A 15,642-nucleotide genomic window follows, 5' to 3' on the forward strand; every position below is an offset into this window, starting at 1 on the left:
AAGGACAAAACATGATCAATCTTGAAAAAGTGAACAAGTGGTATGGCGCGCATCACGTGCTGAAGGACGTGGACCTGTCGGTAGCGCGCGGCGAAGTGCTGGTGGTGTGCGGCCCGTCGGGGTCGGGCAAGTCCACCATGATCCGCACGATCAACCGCCTGGAGCCCATCGAAAAGGGCCGCATCCTGATCGACGGCGCGGACATCTACGCCAAGGGCGCGAACCTGAACGCGCTGCGGCAGAAGATCGGCTTCGTGTTCCAGCAGTTCAATCTGTTCCCGCACATGAGCGTGCTGGAAAACGTGATCTTCGCGCCCGTGAACATCCGCAAGCAGTCCCGCAAGGACTCCGTGGCGCTGGCGAAAAGCCTGCTGGAACGTGTGGGCCTGGAACACAAGATCGACGCCTATCCGGGGGCTTTGTCGGGCGGACAGCAGCAGCGCGTGGCGATCGCCCGGGCGCTGGCCCTGCAACCGCCGGTGATGCTGTTCGATGAGCCGACCAGCGCGCTGGACCCCGAGATGGTGGGTGAGGTGCTGCAGGTGATGAAGGGACTGGCCAAGGACGGCATGACGATGGTGTGCGTGACCCACGAAATGGGCTTCGCGCGCGACGTCTGCGACCGGGTCGTCTTCATGGACGGCGGCGAGATCCTGGAAATGGATACGCCCGAGCGCTTCTTCAGCGCGCCATCCCATCCGCGCGCGCAGCGCTTCCTGGCCGACATCCTGCATCCGCGCGGCTAAGGTCGCAGCAGGCAGCGTGGCGGCGATGTTAAGGTGAGGGTTTCCATGCGTTTGGCATCGACCGCCGCGATGTACACCCTTAAACAGCTAGAGGCTTTTTACTGGAGCTCCGAATTGGGCAGCTTCAGCGCGTCGTCCCGCAAACTGCACACCACGCAGTCGGCAGTGGCCAAGCGGGTGGGCGAGCTTGAAGCGTTTGCCGGGTCGCCCCTGTTCGAACGCCGGGCCAAGAAGCTGGTGATGACGCCGCAAGGGCGCAAGCTCTTCGAACTGGCGCGCGAAATGCTGGATCTGAACAGCCGCATCGTGCAAAACATGGCCGATCCGGCCAGTTTTGAAGGCGTGCTGCGGCTGGGCGTGACCGAACTGGTGGGCATGACCTGGCTGGCGCGGCTGATCAACCAGATCAGCCAGCGCTACCCCCGCGTGCAGCTGATGCCCGAGATCGATGGCGGCATCACGCTGTACGAAAGGCTGGAGCAGGACCAGATCGACCTGGCCATCATGCCCGGGCCGTTCTGGAGCTACCAGTACGACTGCACGCATCTGGGCGCCGTCACCAATGTCTGGATGGCCAGCCCCGCGCTGGACATCGATTTCGCAGCCCGCCTGACGCCGCAGGACCTGGCGCCGTATCCCGTGATTTCGCAGCCTACGAATTCGGCCTTGTCGCATCTGTATGACGCGTGGTTCGCCGAGCAGGGCCTGCCGGTCAAGCGCGTGCTGACCTGCAACAGCCTGGGGATGATGGCGCAGCTGACGATGCTGGGCCTGGGCATCAGCTATCTGCCGGGCGCGTATTTCGCGCCGCTGGTCGAGCGCGGCGCGCTCTGCCAGTTGAACGTGCAGCCGGACCTGCCCACCATCAATTACTACGCCGTGCACAAGAAGAACATCGTCAACCCGATCGTGTCGCGGGTGATCGATATTGCGCGCGAGGAATGCGCGTTCGAAGTGGCGGGGGCATTCCTGCCCCACGTGCCGCCGGCCGCCTTGCGGCGCCAAGCCTAGGCGGCAGGCCGGCGGGCGCCGGCCTCCAAGACGGTCTTAGCCGCAGCGGATCGCCGTCATGACGTCCTTGTCGTCCACGATCAGATTCAGGCGGGTCGCGTTGTATTCCATGGTGACAAGCTGGCCGGGGCGCAGGATGCGCGCGGTCGTGCTGCCGCTGCGCGAACGCAGGTCTTCCATGACAGATTGGGTGGCCTTCTGGCCAATCTGCGATTGCAGGGCGCCGGCATCGCACGTCTTGCCGCTGGTGGCGCCGGGGATGTTTGACGACGATCCATAGGAGGATCCGCCATAGCTCGCGCCGCCGGACGTCCCCGAGGAGCTTGACGCGCTGGAGGAGCTGGAGGCTGCCGGCGCGCTGCTGGACGACGACGTTCCCGTATTGGCGCATGCGCTCAAACTGGCAACCAGAAGGAAAGGGATCAGCTTGCGGATCATGTAAAGCTCCTTACAACTACGCGACAAAAAAGCCATGATAGACCAGCCGGGGCGGACTGTAATCAGGGGCCGCCGGCCGGCTGCATGCCGGGCAGCGCAGGCAGCCGGTCGGCCAGGAACTGGATCAGCAACCGGGCCCGCAACGCCTGGTAGCGGCGCGAGGGGTAGATCAGGAAAGCCTCTTGCGGCGCGCCGCTCCATTCGGGTAGAACGCGCAGCAATTGCCCGTCGGCCACCAGGTCCTCGACCAGCCAGGCGGGGCACAGTCCCAGGCCGGCTCCCATCGCCAGCGTTTCGCGGATGGCCAGGGCGTTGTTGACGCGGTAGCGTCCCTGGGTCTGGACGGTGGCGCGGGAGGCACCGTGGTGCAGTTCCAGGGTGTCGCCGTCTGGCAGCCACGCGAACCGGACGTAATCGTGGGCGGTCAGGTCCTCAGGCGTGCGGGGCTTGCCGTGCCGGGCCAGATAGGAAGGCGCCGCCACCAGATGGCGCGGCGACAGGGCCGCCTTGCGGGCGATGGCATTGGGCGGCAGGTCGCCGCCCAGGCGCAGCGCCACGTCCACGCCTTCTTCCACCAGGTCGACAAAGCGGTCGTTCAGGATCAATTCGACCTGGATGTCGGGATAGGCGTCCAGGAATTCCCGGATCAGCGCATTCAGCCGGAACTGCCCGAGTGCGACCGGGGCGTTGACCCGCAGGAAGCCGGCGGGCTGCTCCGTTTGGCCACGGGCGTCGGCCACGGCTTCGGCATATTCCTCCAGCACGCGGTTGGCGCGTTCGTAGAAGCGTTTGCCTTGTTCGGTGGGCACAACGCGAGTCGTGCTGCGTTCCAGCAAGCGCACGTTCAGGTCTTTCTCCAGCGCGGCCACGATCTTGCTCAGCGCCGGTTGGCTCAAGCCCAGTTCCCGGGCGACGGCCGACAGCGTGCCGAGTTCCACGGCACGCACAAAGGCCCGCATGGCGCGCAGGGTATCCATGGTAAGCATTCCATTTTGGAAGAAGTGGTATGCATTTTACGGCTCTACCGGCATGGTTTGGAAGAACCTATCGTGACGGTGTCGCGGTTGAAACCGCTATCCGTTTCCAGGAGTCCCTATGCCACCCGCCATGAACCGCCGTTCTTTCGTCCGCACCGCCAGCCTGGCCGCCACGGGCCTGGTCTGGCATCCATCCGCCACGCACGCGGCCGCTACCGCGGCCGCGCCGCAATCGTCCTGGGTTAGTTCGTGGTTCGCCAGCCCGCAGCCGTTATGGGACACGTCGTTCGTGCTGCCGACCGGCATGCCGGCGCGGGTGGCGGACCAGACGTTGCGCGAGACCGTCAAAATCAGCCTGGGCGGCAGGCGCCTGCGGGTGGTGTTGTCCAATCGATACGGCGCACAGCCGCTCGTGATCGGCGCCGCGCGGATTGCGCGGGCCCGGGCGGGGGCGGCCATCGACCCCGCGTCGGATCGCGTCTTGCGCTTTGGCGGTCAGCCGGGCGTCACGATTGCGCCGGGCGCTCAGGCGATCAGCGATCCGGTGGATCTGCCCGTTGCCGCCTTGAGCGAACTGGCCATCAGCACCTATTTCCCGCAGCCGACGCCGGTGGCGACGTTCCACTGGGGCGCCCAGCAAACCGCGGCGCTGGCGCCGGGCGATGCCAGCGGCGCACCGGACCTGCCAGGCGCCGCCGCGTTGCAGGGCCGGGCGTTCCTGGCGGGCGTCTGGGTGGAAACCGCGGCCGACACCCCGGTCGTCGTGGCGTTCGGGGACTCGTTGACGGACGGCAACGGATCGACACCCGGCGCCAACCGCCGCTGGCCGGATTTTCTGGCCCGCCGGCTGGCGCCGCAGGGCGTGGGCGTGGTCAATGCGGGCATTTCGGGGGCCCGGGTGTGGGGCGACAAGATGGGCGTGAACGCGATGGCGCGCTTCGAGGCCGACGTGCTGTCGCAACCCGGCGTGCGGACGGTGGTCCTGCTGATGGGCATCAACGATATCGGTTGGCCGGACAGCGGGTTTGCGCCCGGCGACGCACCGATGACCGCGGCGCGGCTGACCGAGGGCTACCGGCAGTTGGCCGAGGCCGCGCACGCCCGCAACGTGCGCATCGTCGGGGCCACCATCGCGCCCTACGAGGGCTCGCTGCACGGCACGCCGCTGGCCCGCCACTACAGCCCGGCCAAGGACGCGGTGCGGCGCGAGGTGAACCGGTGGATCCGCAGCAGCGGCGTGTTCGACGCCGTGGTGGATATGGACGCCGTGCTGCGGGACCCATCGCATCCCGCGCGCCTGTTGCCCGCCTACGATTCGGGCGATCATCTGCATCCCGGGGACGCGGGCTATCAGGCGATGGCGCAGGCGCTGGACGACGGCATCCTGTTCGGGCGATAGCCGGGCTGTGCGGCGCCGGGGTCGTCCGTCAATGGAAGTTGCGGCTTTGCGTGGCCAGCCCGCCCAGCAGGTCGGACAGGTCCACCAGCCGTTGCGCGATCAGGTGGCGCACGCCGTCCACGCTTTGCCAGGCGCCGTAGACGCCCAACAGCTTGGCGCCCAGCAGTTCGCGACGCTGGCGTTCGATCAGTTCCGGCCGCACGACCACGTTGACGGGGCCGGTCTCGTCTTCCAGCGTCACGAAAATCACGCCCTTGGAGGTTTGCGGCCGCTGACGCACGGTGACGATGCCGCAGGCGCGCGCCACGCGCTTGTCTGGGTAGCGGTTCAGGACTTCGGCGGGCTGGAAATTGCGGGCCGCCAATTGGTCCCGCAGCAGCGCCACCGGGTGGCTGTGCAGCGTCAGGCCCACGCTGCGGTAGTCGGCGGCCACGGTCTGGCTTTCCGATGGCGCCTGCAACTGCGGCGCCTGGGTTTCTTCGATGGCGGCGTCGCGCAGCAAGTCGCGGCTGTGCACGCTGGCCGCCGCTTCCCAGCTGGCTTGGCGCCGGTGGCCCGCCAGGGTGCGCAGCGCATCGCCGGCGGCCAGCGCGTTCAGGTCATGGCGGTTGAGCGCGGCGCGCCGGGCCAGGTCGCCGGTGTCGACAAAAGAGGACTGCGCGCGCGCGTCCTCGATGCGCCGGGCCGCGTCTTCCCGCATGCCCTGGATCAGGCTCAGGCCCAGCCGGACGGCGGGGCGCGGGGCGTCGGGGCCGGGGGCGTGCGGGCGGGCGCTGCGGCGAGTGCCGGGGTGGCCGTCCGGCAGGGCTTCCAAGGCTGAGTCCCAGCCGCTGACGGTGACGTCCGCGGGCAGCACGCAGACGCCATGGCGGCGGGCGTCCTGCACCAGTTGCGCGGGGGCGTAAAAGCCCATGGGCTGGGAGTTGAGCAGGGCGGCCAGAAAGGCTTCAGGCTCGTGCCGCTTCAACCATGAACTGGAGTACGCCAGCAGCGCGAAGCTGGCGGCATGGCTTTCCGGAAAACCGTATTCACCGAAACCTTCCACCTGCCGGAACAGCGCTTCGGCAAAGTCCAGCGTGTAGCCGTGCGCCAGCAGGCCGCCCACCAGCTTGACGCGGAATTTGTCCACGCCGCCCTTGCGCTTCCAGGCGGCCATCGACCGGCGCAACTGGTCGGCTTCGCCCGGCGTAAAGCCCGCGGCCACCACGGCGATCTGCATCACCTGTTCCTGGAAGATGGGCACGCCCATGGTGCGGCTGAGCACGCCGCGTACTTTTTCGCTGGGGTAGGTTTCGGGTTCCTTGCCCTGGCGGCGGCGCAGATAGGGGTGGACCATGCCGCCCTGGATCGGCCCGGGCCGCACGATAGCCACCTGCACGACCAGGTCGTAGTATTTGCGCGGCCGCAGGCGCGGCAGCATCGTCATCTGCGCGCGTGATTCGATCTGGAACACGCCGACCGTGTCGGCGTCGCAGATCATGTCGTAGGTGGCGTCGTCGCCTTCGGGGATGTCCTGCAGCGTCAGCGGTTGGCCGCGGCGCTGGCCGGCCAGTTCCAGGGTGCGGCGCAGCGCCGACAGCATGCCAAGCGCCAGCACGTCCACCTTCAACAGTTTCAGCGCGTCCAGGTCGTCCTTGTCCCACTGCACGACGCTGCGGTCTTCCATGGCGGCGTTTTCGATCGGCACCAGGCGCGACAGCTTGCCGCGTGAAATCACAAAGCCGCCGGGATGCTGCGACAGGTGGCGGGGAAAGCCCATCATGGTCTGCGCCAGCGACGCCCATTGCCGCGCCACCCGGGATTCAGGGTCCAGGCCGCAGGCGCCCAGCGTGCGCAGCATTTCTTTCTTGCCGTCCCACCATTGATGGGCGCGCGCCACGGCGTCGATGACGCCCAGGTCCACGCCCAGCGCGCGGCCGGTATCGCGCAGCACGCTGCGCGGCCGGTAGGAAATGACCACCGCGGTCAGCGCGGCGCGCTGCCGGCCGTATTTCCGGTAGATGTACTGGATGACCTCTTCGCGGCGCTGGTGTTCGAAGTCCACGTCGATGTCGGGGGGCTCGTTGCGTTCCTTGCTGATGAAGCGTTCGAACAGGTTGTTGCCGCGCATCGGGTCCACCGCGGTAATGCCCAGGCAATAGCAGACGGCGGAGTTGGCGGCCGACCCGCGGCCCTGGCACAGGATGCCTTCGTTGCGCGCATACAGGACGATGTCGTAGACGGTCAGGAAATAGGCTTCGTAGTGCAGGTCGGCGATCAGGCCGAGTTCCTTTTCGATCTGTTCGGCCACCAGGTCCGGGACACCGGCGGGAAAGCGGCGGGCCGCGCCCGCCAGCGTTTCCTGGCGCAGGTAGGAGGCCGGCGTGTGGCCGCGCGGCACGATTTCGTCGGGGTATTCGTAGTGCAGTTCGTCCAGCGAAAATGCGCAACGGCGGGCCACCGCCAGCGTTTGCGCCAATGCCTCGGGCGGGTACAGCGTGGCCAGCCGCATGCGGGTGCGCAGATGCTGTTCGGCGTTGCCGGACAGTTCGTATCCGCATTGGGAAACGGGCTGCCGGGTGCGGATGCCGGTCAGCGTGTCGTGCAGGGGCTTGCGCGACCGCACGTGCATCTGCACCTGGCCGACGGCCACCATAGGCAAATCCGCCGCGCGGGCGGCGCCTTCGACGGCGGCGCGGTGCAGATCGTCGCGCGATTGGTACAGCAGGTTCAGGCCGACCCAGGCGCGGTGCGGAAAGACACGCGCCAGCCAGCGGGCCTGTTCAGCCAGGCGGTCGGCGTCGATGCCGTAGGCGGGCGTCAGGATGGCCAGGCATTCGGGCAACTGGCGCAAATGCGCATAGCCCTCGGGCGGATCGGTCAGGTCTTCCGGCGCCAGCCGGTATTCGCCCTTGGGTGCGCGGGTACGGGCCAGTGTGATGAGTTCGGACAGGTTGCCGTAGCCCTCGCGGGTCTGTGCCAGCAGGGTCAGGCCCAGCGGCGCGGCGTCCGGGGCGGCGCGTAGCTGGAAGGTGGCGCCGATGATGAGCGGCAGCTTCTGGGCCTTGGCTTCCATATGGGCGCGCACCACGCCCGCCAGCGAGCATTCGTCGGTCAGCGCCAGCGCGGCGTAGCCCAGTTCGGCTGCGCGCGCGGCCAGTTCTTCCGGGTGTGAGGCGCCTTGCAGGAAAGAGAAGTTCGACTGGCATTGCAGCTCGGCATAGCCGGGCAGCGCCGCGGGCAGGTCGGACGGATCGAGCGCGTCGAAGGAGTCGTCGTGCATGCTGCGGACGGCCTCAGGCGTACAGCCCGTGCAGGAACCAGCGCGCGTGTTCTGCGTCGCGCTCGCGGTAGATCCAGTAGCGCGCGGCGGCGGCGTCTTCGGCCACGAAGTAGTCGCGTACCGTCAGGGCGGGGTCCCACCAGCCGCTTTCGATGCGTTCGGGGCCGCGCATCAGCCGCAGCGCCTGGCCGCCGTACTGGGGGCGATGGCCCGACAGTTTCAAGGGCAGCGGCGTTTCCAGCAGCCAGAAGGGGCGGTCCAGCAAGGAGGGCAAGGGGCCGGGGGGGTGAGGGGGCGCCAGCGCGTCGCCCCAGGCATTGGCGGCTTCGGGACGGTGGTCGGCGGCGGGTTGGGCGTGGCGCACCTGGTCGCGGCCCAGCCGCGCCACCAGCAGGTCCAGCAGCCGGGCGTGGTCGGCCGCCGTGCCGCCGGGTTCGGGAAACAGGGTGGTGCTGGCGGCGGGCTGCTCGACCGTGTCGGGCGCCTGCAGCGCGACGGCGATGACGGGCGCCTCCAGGGTGAAGTGGTTCAGCTTTTCGCGCAGCAGATGCAAGAGCTGCGGCGCCTGCCAGACGGGTTGCGCCAGCGCCAGTTCCAGTTCGGTAGGCGGGCGGGCGTGGCGGCCGCGTTCGTGTTCCATGCTGAGCACCACGCGCTGCACCGCCAGTTGCCGGGCGGTCAGCCAGCCGCCCAGTTGTTCGGCCAGCCGGCGCGCCACCGCCAGCACGGCGTCGGTGTGCTCGACGTAGTCCGTGAGTTCGAGGCGCCGCGAAAACTGGTGGGGCGGTTCGATCCAGCGATAGAGTTCGGGCGCCTGCCCATAGGCGGCGTCCAGGGCTTGCAGCAGGTCGGGCGTGCTGCGCCGTTGCAGGCCGGCGCGCGGCAGGGCGCGCAGGTCTGCCAGCGTATGGCAGCCGATGTCGTCCAGCCAGTCCCGGCGCGGTTGCGCCTGGGGCAGCAGCGCCAGCGGCAACGCGTCCAGCCGGCGCGTCAGCGTGGGCAGGGTCAAGGTGCGCCGGGGCACGCGGCGGCCGGGGCGGTGCGCCAGCAACCACGCGCCCGTGGCGGTGGGGGCCATGCCCAGCGCCACGCGCAGGTCCAGGGCCTGCAACGTGGCGCGGACCCGCTGGCTGAGCGCGCGCGGGCCGCGAAAGAACATCAGGCTGGCGCCCACGTTCAGGAGCACGGTGTCGTCGCCGGCCAGGGCGACTTCGGGCGTGTACTGCAGCAGGGCCAGCGCCGCGCCCAGCAGGGCGTCGGCTTCGGTTTGGGGCTGGCGCGGCAACAGTTCGACGTCGGGGGCGATAGCCGCCGCGCCGGCGCGGCGCATGCCCGGCTTGACGCCGGCCTGGCGGGCGGCGGGGGTGAGGGCGGCGACGCGTTCCTGGTCCAGGACGGCGAACGCCTGCCCCTCAAGCGGCCAGTGCGGGCGTAGTGCGTCCAGCGGCAGGCAGCGCAGGAAGACGGCGATCCAAAGGCGCATGGCGGGGGGAAGAAGGCGTAAGGGCGCCGGGTTCCAGGGCGACGTACAGCGGCGTGTCGCAGACCGGACCCCGGCGTTTCAGGATGTGGACGGACAATCCGCCCGGAGCGGGCGCAAGCGCCAGCCGCAACGGGGCGGGGGTGGCGTGCTGCGCCGCGCTGGCCGGGCGCACGGCGATGAACAGCAAATCGCTGGCCTGGGCCGCCAGATGCAGGCGGCGCAGGGATTCGGGGCGCACGTGGGGCAGCCAGCAGATCAGGGCGCCGCAGCTGCCGTTCTTCAGGATCTGTTCGGTGGCCCATAGCGTATCGACGGGCTTTTGCGGCGCCACCCACAGCAACTGCCGGGGATCCAGCCGCCAGCTCATCCAGCTGGCGATATGGGGGGCGTGCGGCGGTTGCACCAGGGCGATGCGCCGGCGCGTTTCCAGTTGGGCCAGCGCCGGGCGCAGCAGGCGGATTTCGCCGATGCCGGGGTGCGGGGTCAGCAGTTCGATCAACGCACCCAACGGCCAGCCGCCGTCCGGCAACTCGGCGGAAAGCGAAGCGTGCCCGGTGGGCAGGTTGCGGGCGGCGCCTTTGGCCATCTGGGTGGCGCGCCACAACGCGGGGTGGATACGTTCAGGGGACTGCATGGCGGGTAAGGCCCGGGTCGGGAAAGAGAAGGCTTATGCTGTATGAATATACAGTATTGTACCGGCCTTCCAGCCCCCCGTGGAGCGTCCCGGACGATATCGCTATCATGTGATCTGGCCCCGGTTCGGGTTGCCGCCCCAAGGACTTGCGCCCGTAACATTCCCCCCCTTTTTCCCTGCCCATGCCGACTTCCCCCTTCGACCCCGCCGCCACCGCGGAACTCCTGCTTGACCAATGGCGCCGCGAGACCCAGCTCGAGGCCCTTCCCGTGGCGCTGCGGCCCCAAACCCTGGCGGAAGGCTACGCCGCGCAGGACGCGCTGTTCCGCGCCGCGGGCGGGGTGCGGGGCGGATGGAAACTGGGGGTCGGCAGTCCGGCGCAATTGCGCGCCGGCAACCTGTCGCGGCCCTTGATCGGCCAGCTGGAAGCACAGCGCCTGCACCGCTCGGGCGCCCAGGTGCGTCTGCCTTTGAACGCGCCCGTCACCGTGGAATGCGAAATCGCATTCGTCCTGGCGCGCGACCTTCCCCCGCTAGCAGGGCGCGAGGTCGATCCCGCCGACATCCGTCACGCCTGCGTCACGTTCGAATTGGTGCGTTCGCGCTTCGTCGACCGCCGCGCGGTGGGGTGGCCCAGTTTCGTGGCCGACAACGTCGGGTTCGAGGCCCTGGTCGTGAGCGCACCGTTCAGCGACGGCCTGGATGCCGATCTGCTGCGTCAGGTCGACGCGTCGGCGGCGGTGTCGCTGGACGGGCAGGTCAAGGCCCGCGCGCAGACCGGCGACGATGTGACGGACCCGCTGCGTTCGCTGGCGGCGCTTTACGCGCACGCGGCCGACCGGAACGTGACGCTGCGCGCCGGCGAGATCGTCTCCACCGGCGCCATGTGCAAACCCTTCGATATCGTGGGGGCAGGGCACGTCCTGCGCGCCACCTACCTCGACCAGGAGCTGACGCTCAGCCTCTAGAAGCGCATGTCCGCGTACTTGACCCAGCGCGACCGCTTCACCACGCGATGGCCGATCCACAGCGCCATGAACAGCGGGATGGCCAGATAGGTCGACACCACCCCGATCCAGTCGATGCGTTCTTCCAGGAAGGCCTGGTAGTTCTGGCCCAGTGTCACGACCAGGCACAGCACGAAGGCCAGCAGCGGGCCGAACGGGAACAGGCCGGCCTTGTAGGGCAGGTCGGCCGTGTCATAGCCGTGCTTCACGTAGCCTTGGCGGAAGCGGTAGTGGCTGACCGCGATGCTCAGCCACACGATGAATTCCGTCATGCCCGCAAAATTCAGCAGCCAGATGTAGACCGCCTTCGGGCTGTACACGACGCTGAACAGGCACAGGCAGGCAAGCGCGGTGGTGGCCAGCAGCGCATACAGCGGCACGCCGTTGGCGGTCAGCCGCCTGAAGAGGGCCGGCGCCTGGCCTTCGGCCGCCATGTTGAACAGCATCCGCGTGGCGGCGTACATGCCCGAATTGCCGGCCGACAGCACGGACGTGAGGATGACGGCGTTCATCACCGTGGCGGCCGACAGCAGCCCCGCATGCTGGAACACCAGCGTGAACGGGCTGACGGCGATGTCCTCGACTTCGTTGCGCAGCAGTTGCGGGTCGGTGTAGGGGACCAGCAGGCCGATGATCAGGATGGCCAGCACATAGAACAGCAGGATGCGCCAGAACACGTTGTTGATGGCGCGCGGCACGTTGCGGCGCGGATTTTCCGATTCGCCCGCGGCCACGCCCACCAGTTCGGTCCCCTGGAAGGAATAGGCCACCACCATCGCCACGCCGACCCAGGTGGCCGCGTTGCCCACGAACGGCGCGTCGCCGACCTTCCAGTTGACCAGCCCGACCGGGTCGCCGCTATGGATGATGCCCACCAGCATGCCCAGCCCCACCGCGATGAAGCACAGGACGGCAACGACCTTGATGATGGCGAACCAGTATTCGGCTTCCCCGAAGCTGCGAGCCGAAAACGCGTTCAGGCCGAAGGTCAGCGCCAGGAAGGCGACGCTCCATATCCAGCCTGGCGTGTCCGGCAGCCAGTACGCCATGACCAGTTGGGCGGCCACCACGTCCACGGCAACCACCGTGGCCCAGCTGATCCAGAAGTTCCAGCCCAGTGCAAAACCGAAACCCGGGTCCACATAACGCGACGCATAGGTGCAGAACGAGCCCGATACCGGCATGAAGGTGGCCAGTTCGCCCAGGCTGGTCATGATGAAATACACCATCAGGCCGATCACCAGGTAGACCAGCAGGGCGCCGCCCGGGCCGGCTTGGGCGATGGCGGCGCCGGAGGCGACGAACAGGCCGGTGCCGATGGCCCCGCCCAGCGCTATCATCGTAAGGTGGCGTGCCTTGAGCACGCGGTGCAGCTGATTCTGGCTCGCAGGCGTGGCGCCCGAGTCGGTTGTCGGTGTTTGCATTACAGGGGTAAAAGAAGGCCGTTGCGGCGGTAATCCGGCTCAAAGCCTGCCTGCCGTCCGCTTTAAGCCGCGCATTTTACAATGCTGTCATCAGGGCGTAGCCCACCGGTCTTATGCCAGCACGGAGCAGTCTCATGGCGTCTTCCAGTTCTCTTGAATTCCTTCCCGAACCCGGCGTCGATGTGCGCCAGTTGTTCATCCTGCTGCATGGCGTGGGCGGTTCGCCCGAAAACCTGCGGCCGATGGCCGAAGCGGTCCGCACGGCGTTTCCCACCGCGGCGGTCCTGGTGCCCGAAGGGTTCGAACCCTTTGACGGAGGCGCGGCAGGCCGGCAGTGGTTTTCGGTGCGTGGCGTGACCGAGGACAACCGCCCCGAACGCGTGGCGCAGGCCATGCCGCCCCTGGAAGCCTATGTGCGTGAAGCGCAGGCCCGCTTCAGCCTGCTGCAATCCGACACGGCGCTGGCCGGGTTTTCGCAAGGCGCCATCATGGCGCTGGAACTGGTGCAGGCCCACGACGGCATGGCCGGGCGCGTGATCGCGTTCTCCGGCCGCTACGCGCAACTGCCCAAGGCCGCGCCCCAATACACCACCATCCATCTGCTGCACGGCGCCGACGATCCCGTGATGAGCGCGGCGCACATCCAGGCCGCGCAGGCCCGGCTGGAAGAACTGCATGGCGATTCCACCATCGACATCGCCAGCCACGTCGGCCATGAACTGCATCCCGCACTGATCCAGCGCGCCATCGTGCGCCTGCAGACCTGCGTGCCGCTGCGCGCCTGGGAAGCGGCCCTGGGCCTGAACCAGACGCCGCCGGACGGCGCCACGGTGCATTGACCCTGTTTCGCAGCTGAGGGCTGTTTACTTCTCCCAGCCGCCGCCCAGGGCCAGGAACACGGCGATCTGGTCGCTGCTGAGTTCGGCCTGCGAGGCGGCCAGCGCGCTTTCGTTGGTGGCCAGCGTGCGCTCGGCGTCAAGCACCGTCAGGTAGTCGGTCTTGCCGTACTGGAACAGCTGGCGTGCCTGCGACGCGGCTTCGGCGCTTTGGTCGCGGGCGGCCCGCAACGAGGCGTCGCGGTCCAGTTGGCGGGCGTAGACGACCAGCGCGCTTTCCGTTTCGCGCAGCGCGTTCAGCACGGTGGCGTCAAAGCGCGCCACGGCGGCCTTGGTGTTGGCCTCGGCTTCGGCGATGCGGGCCTGCACGGCGCCCGTGTTCGGAATGGTCCATGAGATCAGCGGACCCACGCTCCAGCCGAAGGTGCCGCGGTCGCCGAACATCGAGGCGGGGCCGCCCGATGCGCCCGACAAGCCCAGCGTGATCTTCGGATACAGGTCGGCGGTGGCGACGCCGATGCGCGCGGTGCTGGCGGCCAGCGTGCGTTCGGCCTGGCGGATGTCGGGGCGGCGGCGCAGCAGCGCGGCGCCATCGCCTACGGGGATGGTATCGGTCAGGCGCGGCGCCGCGGCGCATTGCAGCAGCGACGCCGGGATTTCATTCGGCGTCTGGCCCGTCAGTGCCGCCAGGCGGTACAGCGCGGTGCGCTGCTGCGACTGGAAGGGCGGCAGGTTGGCCTGCAATTGTTCCAGCTGGCTGCGCGCGCGGGTGACGTCCAGCGTGGTGCCGCGGCCGGCGCGCTGCAAGCGGCTGACGGCGTCCAGCGATTCCTTTTGCACCTGTACCGAGTGCTGGGCCGACGCCAGTTGCATGCCGGCGGCGCACATGTTGGCGTAGGCGCGCGCGGTCTCGGCCGCGACCGTGACGCGGGTGGCGTCGTAGGCGGCCTGGGCGGCTTGCGCGTCGCCGCTGGCGGCTTCGATGGCGCGGCGGATCTGGCCGAACAGGTCCAGCTGATACGACACGCTGGCGCCTGTGGAGTACGACCAGCGGCTGGGCGGATTCACGCCCGGCTGCAGTTCCTGCAAGCCCGATACGTGGCCGAAGGTGGGCGACGCGTTCACGCCGATCGTGGGTTGCTGCTGCGCCTGGGATTCCTGCACGGCGGCCTGCGCGCGTTCAAGGTTGGCGCTGGCCACGCGCAAGTCCGTATTCGCCGACAGCGCTTTCTCGACCAGGCCGTCCAGCACCGGGTCGTTGTACAGGCGCCACCAGTGGCCGGACACCGCTTCCTGCTGGAACACGCCGGCCTGCGCTTCAACGAAAGCGCCCTGGGCGGCCTGTCGCTGGACGACCGATCCGGCGGGCACCTGATAGTCAGGGCCTACGGTGGTGCATCCGGCCAGCGCAAGGGCCAGCATCAGCGGCAGGAAGTGTTTGGTGTTCATGGCAGGTACGGCTTGGCGTCGATAAGAGGGTTGAAAAACAGGGTTGCAGAAATGGGGTTCAAGACGGCTGGCGCGTGTCGGCCGAAGCCGCTTGCGCGGGCTTGGGGTCGACCGACACGGTGGCGGTCTGGCCAGCGACCAGGCGCACGCCGTCAGGCACGTCGTCGATCTTCACGCGCACCGGGATGCGTTGCGCCAGGCGAACCCAGTTGAACGTGGGGTTCACGTTGGGCAGCAGGTTGGCGCCCGTGCTGCGGTCGCGGTCGGCGATGCCCATGGCGATGCTTTCCACGTGGCCGCGGATGCGGCGCGAATCGCCCATCAACGTCACCGTGACGGGGTCGCCTTCGTGGATGCCGGGCAGCTTGGTTTCTTCGAAATAGCCTTCCACGTAGAAGGAACCCGCGTCCACCAGCGCCATCACGCCGCGGCCGGCTGAGGCATAGGACCCGGCGCGCAGGTCCAGATTGGTGACGCGCCCATCGCTGGCGGCCAGCACGCGGCTGCGTTCCAGGTTCAGGCGGGCGGTGTTCAGCTGCACTTCGGCCTGGGCCAGCGCGGCTTCGGTCTGCTGCACCTTGGTCTGGCTTTGCTCGACGGCTTCGGCCGCCACCAGTTGGCCCAGCGATCGGTTGCGTTTGGCGTCGCGCAGCGCTTGGTCATGGGCGACCTGCTGCGAACGCACCGAGGCCTGGGCCTGGTCGAAGGCCAGCTGGAACCGCGCGCGGTCGATTTCAAACAGCAGGTCGCCGGCCTTCACGTCCTGGTTGTCATGCACGGGCACGCTCGTCACCAGGCCGGAGACGTCGGGCGCCACCTGGACCACATAGGCCTTGACGCGGCCGTCCCGCGTCCAGGGTTCGACTTCATAGTGCACCCAGAGCTGCCAGCCGGCGTAAGCGGCGGCGGCGACGACGACGGCCGTCACCGCGAACTTGCCGATAGCAGCAGGGCGAAGGGCATTGGGGAGTTTCAT

Annotated in this window: 13 protein-coding genes; 5 read left to right on the forward strand and 8 right to left on the reverse strand. The window is 68.4% G+C overall.

Annotation, left to right across the window (positions count from 1 at the left end; all coding sequences use genetic code 11):
* The first annotated feature begins 11 nt into the window (after window positions 1-11).
* Both CEY09_RS01065 and CEY09_RS01070 read left to right on the forward strand, forming a co-directional pair.
* The gene (locus CEY09_RS01065; RefSeq protein WP_088587226.1) at window positions 12-746 is read left to right on the forward strand and encodes an amino acid ABC transporter ATP-binding protein; all 735 of its coding nucleotides are present in this window, start codon (window positions 12-14) and stop codon (window positions 744-746) included.
* A 45-nt stretch (window positions 747-791) separates the two neighbouring features.
* Window positions 792-1,757: a LysR family transcriptional regulator gene (locus CEY09_RS01070; RefSeq protein ID WP_088587227.1), complete on the forward strand. Its 966-nt coding sequence runs from the start codon at window positions 792-794 to the stop codon at window positions 1,755-1,757.
* Window positions 1,758-1,793: 36 nt separating this feature from the next.
* Here CEY09_RS01070 and CEY09_RS01075 read toward each other — a convergent pair whose 3' ends face one another.
* Together CEY09_RS01075 and CEY09_RS01080 are read right to left on the reverse strand one after the other, a co-directional pair.
* Entirely contained in the window at window positions 1,794-2,195 is a 402-nt protein-coding gene (locus CEY09_RS01075; RefSeq protein ID WP_088587228.1) for an I78 family peptidase inhibitor, read from the reverse strand.
* Between the two features lie 62 nt (window positions 2,196-2,257).
* Window positions 2,258-3,172: a LysR family transcriptional regulator gene (locus CEY09_RS01080; RefSeq protein WP_088587229.1), complete on the reverse strand. Its 915-nt coding sequence runs from the start codon at window positions 3,170-3,172 to the stop codon at window positions 2,258-2,260.
* A 130-nt stretch (window positions 3,173-3,302) separates the two neighbouring features.
* Here CEY09_RS01080 and CEY09_RS01085 point away from each other — a divergent pair, with 130 nt between their 5' ends.
* Window positions 3,303-4,571, forward strand: a complete 1,269-nt coding sequence (locus tag CEY09_RS01085; protein WP_088587230.1) for an SGNH/GDSL hydrolase family protein — start codon at window positions 3,303-3,305, stop codon at window positions 4,569-4,571.
* Between the two features lie 28 nt (window positions 4,572-4,599).
* On the opposite strand, the gene CEY09_RS01090 is transcribed toward CEY09_RS01085, so the two are convergent.
* The 3 genes from CEY09_RS01090 to imuA are packed head-to-tail and all read right to left on the reverse strand — an operon-like array spanning window position 4,600 to window position 9,950.
* Window positions 4,600-7,833 carry an error-prone DNA polymerase gene (locus CEY09_RS01090; protein WP_167389991.1) on the reverse strand — a complete coding sequence of 1,078 codons (3,234 nt, stop codon included), beginning with the start codon at window positions 7,831-7,833 and terminating at the stop codon, window positions 4,600-4,602.
* A gap of 13 nt (window positions 7,834-7,846) precedes the next feature.
* Entirely contained in the window at window positions 7,847-9,316 is a 1,470-nt protein-coding gene (locus tag CEY09_RS01095) for a Y-family DNA polymerase (RefSeq protein ID WP_088587231.1), read from the reverse strand.
* The gene (gene imuA, locus CEY09_RS01100) at window positions 9,246-9,950 is read right to left on the reverse strand and encodes a translesion DNA synthesis-associated protein ImuA (RefSeq protein ID WP_035212963.1); all 705 of its coding nucleotides are present in this window, start codon (window positions 9,948-9,950) and stop codon (window positions 9,246-9,248) included. The genes CEY09_RS01095 and imuA overlap by 71 nt, the downstream gene beginning before the upstream one ends.
* A 182-nt stretch (window positions 9,951-10,132) precedes the next feature.
* Between imuA and CEY09_RS01105 the strand changes: the two genes are divergently transcribed.
* The gene (locus CEY09_RS01105; RefSeq protein WP_088587232.1) at window positions 10,133-10,918 is read left to right on the forward strand and encodes a 2-keto-4-pentenoate hydratase; all 786 of its coding nucleotides are present in this window, start codon (window positions 10,133-10,135) and stop codon (window positions 10,916-10,918) included.
* Here CEY09_RS01105 and CEY09_RS01110 read toward each other — a convergent pair.
* On the reverse strand, window positions 10,915-12,381 hold the full coding sequence (locus tag CEY09_RS01110; RefSeq protein ID WP_088587233.1) for an amino acid permease: 1,467 nt from the start codon (window positions 12,379-12,381) through the stop codon (window positions 10,915-10,917). The genes CEY09_RS01105 and CEY09_RS01110 overlap by 4 nt on opposite strands.
* Window positions 12,382-12,515: 134 nt before the next feature.
* On the opposite strand from CEY09_RS01110, the gene ypfH reads away from it, so the two are divergent.
* Complete coding sequence (gene ypfH / locus CEY09_RS01115; protein WP_088587234.1) at window positions 12,516-13,220, forward strand: esterase; 705 nt, start codon at window positions 12,516-12,518, stop codon at window positions 13,218-13,220.
* Window positions 13,221-13,244: 24 nt separating this feature from the next.
* Here the strand turns inward: ypfH and CEY09_RS01120 are convergent, their stop codons facing one another.
* Together CEY09_RS01120 and CEY09_RS01125 are read right to left on the reverse strand one after the other, a co-directional pair.
* Entirely contained in the window at window positions 13,245-14,666 is a 1,422-nt protein-coding gene (locus CEY09_RS01120; RefSeq protein WP_006224435.1) for an efflux transporter outer membrane subunit, read from the reverse strand.
* 58 nt (window positions 14,667-14,724) lie between these two features.
* Window positions 14,725-15,642 carry an efflux RND transporter periplasmic adaptor subunit gene (locus tag CEY09_RS01125; protein ID WP_006224436.1) on the reverse strand — a complete coding sequence of 306 codons (918 nt, stop codon included), beginning with the start codon at window positions 15,640-15,642 and terminating at the stop codon, window positions 14,725-14,727.

This window comes from Achromobacter marplatensis (assembly GCF_002209535.1).
Lineage (GTDB): Bacteria > Pseudomonadota > Gammaproteobacteria > Burkholderiales > Burkholderiaceae_B > Achromobacter > Achromobacter marplatensis.